An 11,315-nucleotide genomic window follows, 5' to 3' on the forward strand; every position below is an offset into this window, starting at 1 on the left:
AGGCTGCGCCGGCGATGCTGGCGCAGCCCTTTTTTATGTCGGTGGTGCTGCGCGCTCAGGCGTTCTCGGGGTGGAACAGCCGGGCGAACTGCTCGCGCAGCTGCTTCTTCTGGATCTTCCCCATGGTATTGCGCGGCAGCTCGGGCAGGAAGACGACGCGGCGCGGCTGCTTGAACCGGGCGAGCTGCCCGGCGAGCGCCGCGAGGATGCCCGCTTCGTCCAGGGCGGGATCCCGCGCCTGCACCACGGCCACGATGCCTTCGCCCATGTCTGCGTGCGGTACGCCGATGACTGCGCTCTCGGCGATGCCGGGAATGGCGTCGAGCAGCGCCTCGACCTCGGCCGGATACACATTGTAGCCGCCGCAGATGATCAGGTCCTTGGCGCGCCCGACGATCGAGACATAGCCGCGCGCATCGATCATCCCCAGGTCGCCGGTGATGAAGAAGCCGTTTTCCCGCAGCTCCTCGCGGGTCTTCTCGGGCTGCTCCCAATATCCCTGGAATATGTTCGGGCCGCGCACTTCGATCATGCCGACATCGCCTTGCGCGACTTCGGTGCCGGTCTCCGGATCGGTGATCTTCAGCTCGACGCCGGGAAGGGGACAGCCGACGGTCCCGGCCACGCGATCCCCGTCATAGGGGTTCGACGTGTTCATGTTGGTCTCGGTCATGCCGTAGCGCTCGAGGATGGCATGGCCGGTGCGCGCCGAGAATTCCTTGTGCGTCTCGGCGGACAGTGGCGCGGAGCCGGACACGAACAGCCGCAAGTGGCTCACCAGGTCGCGGGTGAAGGCGGGATCGGACAGGAGCCGGGTGTAGAAGGTGGGGACGCCCATCATCACGGTGGCGTCGGGCAGCGCCTGCAGGATCTTGCGCAGGTCGAAGCGGGGCAGCAGCTGGATCGCGCTTCCGGCCATGATCGTGGTGTTGGTCGCGACGAACAGGCCGTGGGTGTGGAAGATCGGCAGGGCGTGGAGCAGCACGTCGGACGCGGTGAAGCGCCAGTAATCCGCCAGCGTCGCCGCGTTGGACGCGAGGTTGCCATGGGTGAGCATCGCGCCCTTCGACCGGCCCGTCGTCCCGGAGGTGTAGAGGATCGCGGCGAGGTCGTCGGCATTTGCCTGCCACACCTCGGACTGGGGCGATTGCGCGTCAGCACCTTCGGCGAGCGTGCCGCGGCCGTCCGCGTCCAGCGTGAGCCTCTCCGGCACGCCCAGCTCCGCGCAGAGCGCGGCCATCGCGGCTTCGTCCTCGGGGCGGTGGAGGAAGAGGGCGGGGCGGGCGTCGCCGAGGAAATAGCGGACTTCCGCCGGGGTATAAGCCGTGTTCAGCGGAAGATAGACCGCGCCGATCCGCAGCGCGGCGAGATAGGTGAGCAGCGCCTCGGCGCTCTTCTCGGCCTGGATGGCGATCCGGTCGCCCGGCTGCACGCCGCGGCTGCGGAAGAGGTTGGCGATCCGGGCGGTGCGATCGAGCGCCGCCGCATAGCTGAGGACGGTCCCGTCTTCGAGGCGGAGGAACGGCGCCTGGGGTGCGTGGTCCGCACGCGACTGGAAGATCGGGAAGACGCCAGGGTTCATCGTTGTCCTCGGGGAAGTTGGGGGCGCTCGGCGGATCGCTGCGAGCGAAGAAGTGCGGTTGTCACATCCCCTAGTGTATGCAAGATCGTTTCTCCAGCCATTTCCCGCATGCAGGACGAGATGATGTCGAGTGACGACGCGAACCCGAACCCGCTTCTGTCGGAGCGCATCCGCATCGCGCTCGCCGACGAGATCACGGCCGGTACGCTGGTCGCGGGGCAGCCGCTCGACGAGCAGCAGATCGGCGACCGGTTCGGTGCCTCGCGCACGCCGGTGCGCGAGGCGCTGCGCCAGCTCGCCGCGGCCAGCTTGGTCGAAATCCGGCCGCGGCGCGGCGCGATCGTCGCCGGCTTCACCGCCGAGCGGATCGTCGAGATGTTCGAGATGACCGCCGAGATCGAGGCGATGTGCGTGCGCCTCGCCGCCTGGCGGATGACACCGATCGAGCGGAGCCGCCTCGCGCGGCTGCACGACGAGTCCGAGGAGATGGTCGCGAACAACGACATCGACGGGTATGACCGGCTGAACTGGGAGTTCCATCGTACGATCTACGAGGGAACGCACAACAGTTTCCTGGCCGAGCAGGCGATCGCGCTGCGCGATCGCATGGCGGCCTTCCGCCGTACCCAGCTGCGCGAGAGCGGCCGCCCGGTGCGCTCGCGCGGAGAGCATGAAAAGGTGCTCGAGGCGATTATGCGCGGCGATGGTGAGGAGGCTGCTCGCTGCATGCGCGCCCACATGTTCAATGCGTCGATCGCGTTGGAGCGGCTCACCGCGAAACGCGAGCCGACGTCCAACAACTAACCATATAAAATCAGGGGGGAATGCATGGCGATCTTCGGGACGGCGCTGCTGGCGCTGTGCACGCTGCTGGGCGTCGCACTGGGTGAGGGGCTCGGCCGGCTGCTGCACGTGAAGGCGAATGTCGGCGGGGTCGGGATCGCGATGCTGCTGCTCATCCTCGCCAAGATCTGGCTGACGCGGCGCGGCAAGCTCACGCCGGGCATGCGGCTCGGCGTCGAATTCTGGGCGATGATGTACATCCCCATCGTCGTGGCGATGGCGTCGCAGCAGAATGTGCTGGCGGCGGTGGAGGGCGGTCCGATGGTGCTGCTCACCGGCGTGCTCGTCGTGGCGACCTGCTTCGGCCTGGTCGGCCTGCTGGGCCGCACGACCGGCGGTGCCCGATGATCGGGATCGTTGAGAAGATCGCCGAGGAACAGGCACTCGTCCTCTCCTTCGCGCTGGTCGGCGCGTTGATGTGGCTGAGCGCGCTGCTGTCGCGCCGGCTGACGCGCGGGCGGATCCATGCGAGCGCGATCGCCATCGTCGCCGCACTGGCCCTGGCCTGGTGGGGCGGGGTGGTGACCGGCGGCAAGAAGGGGCTGGCCGACATCCCGGCCTTTGCCGGCCTCGCCCTGATGGGTGGGGCGATGCTGCGCGACTTCGCCATCGTCGCCACTGCGTTCGAGGTGGACGTGGTCGAGGCGCGCAAGGCGGGGCTGCTCGGTGTCGTCGCGCTCGCGCTGGGCACGATCGTGCCCTTCGTCATGGGCGTGATCATCGCCTGGAGCTTCGGCTACCGCGACGCGGTCTCGCTGACCACGTTGGGAGCGGGAGCGGTCACCTATATCGTCGGGCCGGTGACGGGCGCGGCGCTCGGGGCATCCTCGCCAGTGATCGCGCTGTCGATCGCGATCGGCGTGCTCAAGGCCGTGCTGGTGATGGTCGCCACGCCGATGGTCGCGCGCTTCATCGGTCTCGACAATCCGCGCAGCGCCATGGCCTTTGGCGGGCTGATGGGCACGGTCAGCGGAGTCGCGGGTGGACTGGCTGCCACCGACGAGCGCCTGGTGCCCTATGGCGCGCTGACGGCGACCTTCCACACCGGGATCGGCTGCCTGTTCTGCCCGTCGCTGTTCTTCCTGATCGTGAGCGCCATCGCCTAGCCGCGTGCTTTCCGCCGACCGCGTGACCCCCGGCTGGCCCGGAGGGTTGCTGCGCGCGTCCCGCAAATTCCCCGCGAATGCCTTGTGTACAAGAATCAATTCCTCGTTGCGATGCGTATATTATCTGATAAGTGGGATAGATAATCGACATACAAAGGGGAGGAATCATGGCCGTTCGCAGTCATTTTCTATTGATGGGGGTATCCGTTCTAGCGCTCGCCATGCCGGCGGTGGCTGCCGCGCAGACGGCATCGCAGGCCGGACGGGATGGCCCGCAAAGCGTGCCCGAGACGGCTAGCGAGGCGGACGGGGACGGCATCGTCGTCACGGCGATCCGCCGCAGCCTGGAGACGTCCCAGGCGATCAAGCAGGACTCCGATCAGATCGTCGACTCGGTCGTTGCCGAGGACATCGGCAAGCTGCCCGACGTGACGGGGGCGGAATCGCTCGCGCGCATCACCGGCGTGCAGGTCGATCGCGGGGGCGGCGAGGCGTCGGGCGTGCGCGTGCGCGGTCTGCCCGACCTCACCACCACCTATAATGGCCGCGAGATCTTCACGGCCGAGGGGCGCTCGGTGGCGCTCCAGGATTTCCCGTCGGCCAGCATCGCCCGGATCGACGTGTACAAGTCGGCCAGCGCCAATCTGGTCGAGCCCGGGATCGCCGGCCTGATCGACGTGCGCTCGCGCATGCCGCTGGACTTCAAGGGCAGCCGGATCGCCGGCGGCATATCCGGCGTGCACTGGACCCAGTCGCAGAAGATCGGGATCGACGCGAACCTGCTGCTCAGCACGCGCTGGCACACCGGCCTCGGCGAGATGGGCTTCCTGATCGAGGGCTCCTACGCCGATGTGAACTTCCTCGATTCGGCGCGGGTGGTCAGCCAGGGGATCCTGACCCGCACCGGGGTGCCCGGCACGACCGGCGCGATCCGCTATCCGAACAACATCAACATGACCTATTCGCCGGGCGATCGGTATCGCCCCTCGGTGCACACCGCCTTCCAGTGGCGGCCGAGCGGCAACCTCGAAATCTATGCCGACGGCCTGTACCAGGGCTTCCGCAGCGATGACGCGGGGCGCAACCTGACCGTCAACAACGGCGCGGCGGCGACGCTGACCAACATCACCTTCTTCCCAGGCACGAATCTGGTCCGCAGCTTCACCGCGACGGGCGGTACCTTCCCCACGGGTCAGCAGAATGCGATCAAGGGCAAGACCGACACCTATCAGGCCGGCGGCGGCTTCATCTGGAAGCCGGGCAAGTGGCGCATCACCGGCGACGCCGCCTATACCGACTCGACCTACACGCAGCTCAACCAGTCGTTCGTCTTCACCCAGACCCGGGTGCAGCCGACCCGCAACTTCAACTTCGACTCGCCGGACGGTGCTGGCGGCGGCTCGGTCACCGTGTCGAACTACGACCTCTACGATCCCCTGAACTACCGGATCACCGCGTTCAACGAATCCGGTCGCCGCGCCAACGGGCGCGACATCCAGGCCCGACTGGACATCGAGTATCCGCTCGAGGGCTGGCTGACCAAGATCCAGGGCGGCATCCGCTTCAACACGCGGGATGCGAAGCTGCAGACCTATACCCAGAACGGGAATGCCCCTGTCGGGTACAATTATTCGGTGCTGCCGCTCGACTTCACCAGCAACTTCGCGGGCCGCCGGGGCGACGAGGTGAACTCGATCGTTTCCTGGATCTCGCCGACGCCCGAGAGCATCCGCGCGAACGCCGACTATCTGCGCACGCTGGTCGGCAAGGCAAAGGGACAGCCGGCATTCCTGGCGCCGACCTTCCGGGGCACGGAGAAGGGCTATTCCGCCTATCTGCAGGCCCGCTATGCGCTCGACCTCGGCGTGCCGGTGGATGGCTTGATCGGCATCCGGGCGATCCGCACCGAGGACAATATCAACGGCTTCACCACCGTGCCGGGGCCGACCGCGGGCTCGACGGTGGACGTGCCGGTGATCCGCGACAACGCCTACACCGACTATCTTCCCAATGTCAGCCTGCGCGCCAAGCTGACCCGCGAGCTGCAGCTGCGCCTTGCCTTCACCCAGACGCGCACCCGCCCGGCATTTGCGAGCCTGAGCCCCTCGATCACGGTGGGCGTCCCGTCGGACATCTGCTCGACCGACCCGACCAATGCCGACTGCCTGCGCGTGGCGTCCGGCGGCAACCCCGATCTGAAGCCGACCAAGTCGACCAACTATGACGCGTCGCTGGAATATTACTTCACCCGCGACGGGTCGATCACGGTGGGCGCCTTCTATCGGGATCTGACCGGCTTCATCAACACTACCACCACGACGATCATCGATCCGGTCTACAACCGTCTGAAGATCACCCGCCCGGAAAATGGCGGCAAGGGCCGGATCCGCGGTGTCGAGGCGGGCTTCCGCACATTCCTGCGGGCGCCGTGGCTGCCCAATTGGATGCACGATTTCGGCGTGCTCGCGAACTACACCTATCTGGACCACCAGTCCGAGCTCGCCCCGGCGCTCGCGGCGACGCTGCCCGGGATGCAGCCGATCTCGGGCGTGTCGGCGCACCTCGTCAACGGATCGGTGTTCTACGAGAACCGCTTCATATCGCTCCGCGCGGCCTATAATTACCGCTCGAGTTTCCAGACCTACAGCCAGGTCGTAAATCCGACGACGAACATCCTTGGGCCAACGCTGCCGACCATCGAGAAGGGCCGCGGCACGCTCGACCTGTCCGGCACGATCAATCCACGCGAGAACATCAGCGTGAACTTCAGTGTCGCGAACGTCCTGGGTTCGGTTGCCACCAACAGCCGGCCGTTCGACGTCGAGGGTGACACCTATCCCTACCAGGTCCGCTTCCTGGAGACCGTCTACCGTCTGGGCGTTCGGTTCCGGTTCTAAGGGCGGGGCGTCCGGTGTCGTACCCCGGCACCGGACGTCCTGTGGCACGCATTGACCGGATTAAATTATATTATAGAAGTGATTTAATAAGATGCGGTGATGCGGGAGAGACTGGCCGGTGGCTGACCAAGTGAGGGGCATGAACCGCCGCCAGGCACTCAAGGGCGGGCTCTCGCTCGGCGCGATGGCCGCCGCCGCATTCGGAGCCAGCCGGGGGCTCGCCTGGGCGAAGCGCCGCGACAGCCGGCCCAACATGATCGTCATCATGGGCGACGATATCGGCTATTCCGACCTTGGCGCCTATGGAGGCGACACCGACACGCCCCATCTGGACGCACTCGCCGCCCGATCGGTGCGCTTCGACAATTTCTACAACATGTCGCGCTGCTGCCCGTCGCGGGCCAGCCTGCTGACCGGGCGCTATCCGCACCGCGTGAACATGACCGGCAACGGCACCAGCCTGTCGCTCGACACGCCGACGGTGGCCGAGCAGCTGCGCGCGGGCGGCTATGCCACTGCCATGATCGGCAAGTGGCACCTGACCGCCGCCGAGCCGCTCACGCCGCCGGCCGAGCATCTCAAATGGCTCAACCACCAGGGCCATTTCGACCGCGATTTCGGGGACAGGCGCACCTATCCGGTGTCGCGGGGCTTCGACTATCACTGGGGCATCATCTGGGGCGTCTGCGACTATTACGACCCCTTTTCGCTGGTCGAGAATTACACCCCGGTGCGCGAGCTGCCCAAGGACTTCTACCTGACCGACGCGATCAGCGATCATGCGGTCGAGCAGGTGCACAAGCTCGGCAGGGGCGACAAGCCCTTCATGATGTACCTGGCCTATACCGCCGCGCACTGGCCGCTGATGGCGCCGGAGGCGGTCATCCAGAAATACCTGCCCCGCTTCGGGGACGGCTGGGACGCGATGCGCAAGCGTCGCTACGCCCGCCAGGTGCAGCTGGGCCTGGTCGATCCGAAGATCGATCCGCTGCCGCCGCTCGACGACGATTATGCCGAGAATGCGAAGATCGCATGGGATGCGCTCACGCCCGAGCACCGTGCCGAGCAGGTCCGCAAGATGGCGACGCACGCGGCGATGATCGACATCATGGACCAGGGCATCGGCCGGGTGGTCCAGGCGCTCAAGGACAGCGGCGCGTACGAGAATACCGTCATCCTGTTCCTGGTGGACAATGGCGCCTCGCCCGAGATCATGGTCCGCCCGGGCTACGACCGTCCGAGCGAGACGCGGGACGGCCGCAAGGTCGGCTATGGCGAATATCCGGGCGGTATCGGCACCGAGCTCAACCAGACCGGGATCGGCGCCCAATGGGCGAGCGCGGCCAACACGCCGTTCCACTGGTGGAAGGCGGAGAGCTATCAGGGCGGCACCCATACGCCCTTCTTCATCAGCTGGCCCGCGGGGATGAAGGGACGCGAGGGCGGGGTGGTCCGGCAGGGCACCCATATCGTCGATGTCACGCCGACGCTGCTCGAGCTGGCGGGCATCGCACCGTCGCAAAAGGGCGCGCCGATGGACGGCAAGTCCTTCGCGGGGGCGCTGACCGGGAAGGCGCTGCCCAGGCCGAGGCCGTTCTTCTTCGAGCATTACGGCGCCCGCGCTGCGATCGACGGGCAGTGGAAGATCGTCTCGCTGGCGCCGCATGGCGGTGACCAGAGCTATCGCCAATGGGCCCTGTACGATCTCGCCAGCGACCGTACCGAGACGAAGGACCTGGCTGCCCGGCATCCCGAGATCGTCGGCCGCCTGGCGAAAGCGTGGCGCGACTGGGCGATGTCGGTGGGCCTGAAGCTGCGTGCCGAGGGTGGTGTCGGTGCCGGCGCCCCGGAGAAGGTGGACAATTTTTCGGACTAGTCCGGGCAGTTATCGCCCGCCAGGCATGGTGCGAGATCCGGTTTCGCCTGGATTGAGACAGGGCGCCGGGACATGCATCCCGGCGCCCCTCGTGTCCGCAGTTACTTCTTCTGGAGCGCCTTGTAGTCGTCGATCCAGGCATAGTTGAACGCCGAACTGCCGTCCGGATTGGGCTTCACGGTGCGGCCGGCGAACACGCTGTTGAGCAGCCAGGGCGTCGAATCCGGCCCGAAATTGTTCACCATCGAGCTGCCCTGCTTGAAGCCATAGGTGGCGACCGCGAGGCGGCCGGTGTCGCGGAAGATCTTCATCTGGTTCCGGAGATAATGCTTGCGGCTCTCGAACCAGGGGCTCTGTGCCAGGAACTCGTCCCATTGCGGCTTGGAGAAGGGCGTCTCCAGCGCGGCCTTGATCACCTGCCAGGTCTGGGCGTTGGCCGGTGCGCCATATTTGGCGGCGAAGGCGGCGGGGACGGGGGCCTTGAGGTGCTGCTTCCACCACCAGACCAGCGAGAATTCGAGCACGAGGAACTTCTGCTCGGGGCGCATCCGCGGCAGGATATAGTCGAGGAACGCCTTGGACTGATCGATCGTGGTGATGTGCGGGTGGATGTCGAGCCCCTCCAACTCGGGCGTCTGCTTGATGAATTCCAGCCAGCGATCGGTGGTCGGGTTGCGCCACGCCGGGTTCTGGGTCTGGTTGAGTGCGCCCATGTAGAGATGGGTCTTGCAGGCATTGCCGCCGCAATGTTCCGCCCGATACTGGATCGCCGCCTTGGCCAGCGCCTCGTAATAGGCGTTGAAATTGGGGTTCCAGTCCTGCTGGCGGCTCTCGATGAAAGGCTCGTTGCCGATCACCAGGATGTCGACCTTGCCCATCACCAGCGGCAGCGCCGCCTCGAGCCGGGCGAGATCCTTCCGGAAGATGTCGCTGTCGGCCTTGGGGAAGGCGACCCGGTTATAGGGGAATTTGAGCGTCAGCACGGTCTTGTAGCCGTGATTGGCGACATCGAGGATCGTCTTCACCGCTCCATGATCGGCGGCGGGGCCGCGATCGAGCTGGAACATCGGCAGGAAGATGCGGACCCATTGCGTGTCGCTCTTCTGGAGGTCGCGATAATCGACGTCCTCGAAATGCTCGTTGAAGTTCGCGCCGAGCGCGCCCTGCGCCAGCGCGGTGCCGGGCAGGCCGAGCAGCGCCGCGGCGCCGATTGCCAGAAGCTTGTGCATGATTTCCCTCTTCCCTGTCTTCGCCCTCGCATGGGGCAGTTGGTTTGGTGGTTGGCGTCCGCTCAGGGGCGGCTGCGGCCGTCGCGTTCGATCTTGTCGAGCCAGGCGGCCATGCGCGCGGTGCGCTGCGGTTCCTTCTCCGCGAGATTGACCTTCTCGGCGGGATCACTGGCGACATTGTAGAGCTGGTGGACGGGCAGGGTGCCGATCGGGTTGCCGTGGAACGCGTGCGGCTCCACGCTGGCGCGGATCAGCTTCCAGTCGCCGGCGCGGATCGCGAAGATGCGCGCGCCGCTACCTGTCACCTTGGTGCCGGTTGTGACCATCAGCTTGGTGTCCTCGATCACATGGTCGCGCCCGCGATCGGTCTGGCCGAGCAGCGGCGCGAGCATGTCGAAGCTGTCCACCGCGGAATCCTGGGGGAAGGCGCCGCCGACCAGCTTCGCCAGCGAGGCGAGCAGGTCGACATGGTCGACGACCGCGGCCGAGACCTTGCCGGCGCGGACCTGACCCGGCCACCAGCTGATCATCGGCACCCGGGTGCCGCCTTCATAGATGCTGTACTTGCCGCTGGTGAACGGGCCGGCAGGACGGTGCTTGCCGGCTAGTTCGACCGCCTGGTCCTGATAGCCGTCGAACAGGATCGGGCCATTGTCGCTGCTGAACACCAGCAGCGTATTGTCGGCGATGCCCAGCTGCTCGAGCTGGCGCATCAGTTCGCCCACGGTCCAGTCGAGCTGCAGGATGGAATCGCCGCGCGGCCCCATGCCGGACTTGCCGACGAAGCGCGGATGCGGGGCGCGCGGCACGTGCGGTTCGTTGACGGCGTAATAGAGGAAGAAGGGCTTGTCCTTCTGGCCACGCATGAAGTCGACCGCCTTGCCGAGCAGCACGTCGCTCAGCTCCTCGTCCTTCCAGCGCGCCTTCCTGCCGCCTGTCATGTAGCCGATGCGGCTAATGCCGTTGACGATCGTGTTGGAATGCTCGGGATCGGCGCCGAACTTGAGCATCTCGGGATGATCGAAGCCGGTCGGCTCGTCGCCGATCTTGTCGTGATAGTTCACTTCGATCGGATCGGCGGGGTCCAGGTTCACCACGCGCCGGTTCTCGATCAGCACGGTCGGAACCCGGTCGAGCGTCGCCGGCATGTAGAAGCCATAGTCGAAGCCGATGTCGAGCGGGCTGGGGGCGATCTCGCCGTTCCAGTCGACCTTGCCGTCGCCCAGGCCGAGGTGCCACTTGCCGACCAGGCCGGTGGTGTAGCCGGCGCGCTGCAGCATCGTGGGCAGGGTGAACTTGCCCGGGCGGATCAGCGCCGGCGCGTCGCCGGGCAGGATCTGCACGCCCGAGGCGCGCCACGCATAGTCGCCGGTCAGCAGCGCGTAGCGTGAAGGCGTGCAGGTGGCGGAGGGCGAATGGCCGTTGACGAAGCGCGTGCCGCCGGCAGCCAGCCGGTCGATGTTCGGCGTGTGGATCGTCTTCGAGCCGTAGCAGCTCAGATCGCCATAGCCGAGATCGTCGGCATAGAGGATGATGATGTTCGGCCGCCGGGGGCTGGCCAGGGCGACGCCTGGCACGGCCAGCGCCGCAGCGCCGGCAAGCAACAGGCTCCGGCGAGTCATTGCGGCCTTCATCGTCTCTCCTCCCGTCGTTCGATTTGATGCCTGTCTACGGATAGGATTTATCGGATCACAAGCAAATTATCATATCACAAAGGAAAGCTTGCTTGGGTGTGCGGCCCTGAACCGGCAGGGGTCGCCTTCTTCGCTTTCGTTTCAAGGG

General features: G+C 66.2%; 8 protein-coding genes. 5 read left to right on the forward strand and 3 right to left on the reverse strand.

Features of this window, described 5'->3' with window-relative positions; translation table 11 throughout:
• Positions 1–55: 55 nt before the first annotated feature.
• Entirely contained in the window at positions 56–1,582 is a 1,527-nt protein-coding gene (locus tag GGR46_RS13515) for a malonate--CoA ligase (RefSeq protein WP_183998458.1), read from the reverse strand.
• Between the two features lie 123 nt (positions 1,583–1,705).
• Here GGR46_RS13515 and GGR46_RS13520 point away from each other — a divergent pair, with 123 nt between their 5' ends.
• From GGR46_RS13520 to GGR46_RS13540, 5 genes are all read left to right on the forward strand, one after another.
• Positions 1,706–2,386 (forward strand): GntR family transcriptional regulator, encoded by a 681-nt coding sequence (locus tag GGR46_RS13520; RefSeq protein WP_221262726.1) that lies wholly within the window; start codon positions 1,706–1,708, stop codon positions 2,384–2,386.
• A 24-nt stretch (positions 2,387–2,410) separates the two neighbouring features.
• A complete protein-coding gene (gene madL / locus GGR46_RS13525; RefSeq protein ID WP_183998460.1) occupies positions 2,411–2,773 on the forward strand; it encodes a malonate transporter subunit MadL in 363 nt (120 codons plus the stop codon).
• Positions 2,770–3,531: a malonate transporter subunit MadM gene (gene madM, locus GGR46_RS13530; protein ID WP_183998461.1), complete on the forward strand. Its 762-nt coding sequence runs from the start codon at positions 2,770–2,772 to the stop codon at positions 3,529–3,531. Before madL ends, madM begins: the two co-directional genes overlap by 4 nt.
• Positions 3,532–3,698: 167 nt before the next feature.
• Positions 3,699–6,428 carry a TonB-dependent receptor gene (locus tag GGR46_RS13535; protein WP_183998462.1) on the forward strand — a complete coding sequence of 910 codons (2,730 nt, stop codon included), beginning with the start codon at positions 3,699–3,701 and terminating at the stop codon, positions 6,426–6,428.
• A gap of 118 nt (positions 6,429–6,546) precedes the next feature.
• Complete coding sequence (locus tag GGR46_RS13540) at positions 6,547–8,304, forward strand: sulfatase-like hydrolase/transferase (RefSeq protein WP_183998463.1); 1,758 nt, start codon at positions 6,547–6,549, stop codon at positions 8,302–8,304.
• Between the two features lie 101 nt (positions 8,305–8,405).
• Here GGR46_RS13540 and GGR46_RS13545 read toward each other — a convergent pair whose 3' ends face one another.
• Both GGR46_RS13545 and GGR46_RS13550 read right to left on the reverse strand, forming a co-directional pair.
• On the reverse strand, positions 8,406–9,533 hold the full coding sequence (locus tag GGR46_RS13545; protein ID WP_221262727.1) for a hypothetical protein: 1,128 nt from the start codon (positions 9,531–9,533) through the stop codon (positions 8,406–8,408).
• Positions 9,534–9,595: 62 nt separating this feature from the next.
• The gene (locus GGR46_RS13550; protein WP_221262728.1) at positions 9,596–11,167 is read right to left on the reverse strand and encodes a sulfatase family protein; all 1,572 of its coding nucleotides are present in this window, start codon (positions 11,165–11,167) and stop codon (positions 9,596–9,598) included.
• Positions 11,168–11,315 lie beyond the last annotated feature (148 nt).

Source organism: Sphingomonas kyeonggiensis (genome assembly GCF_014196745.1).
In the GTDB taxonomy this organism is placed as follows: domain Bacteria; phylum Pseudomonadota; class Alphaproteobacteria; order Sphingomonadales; family Sphingomonadaceae; genus Sphingomonas; species Sphingomonas kyeonggiensis.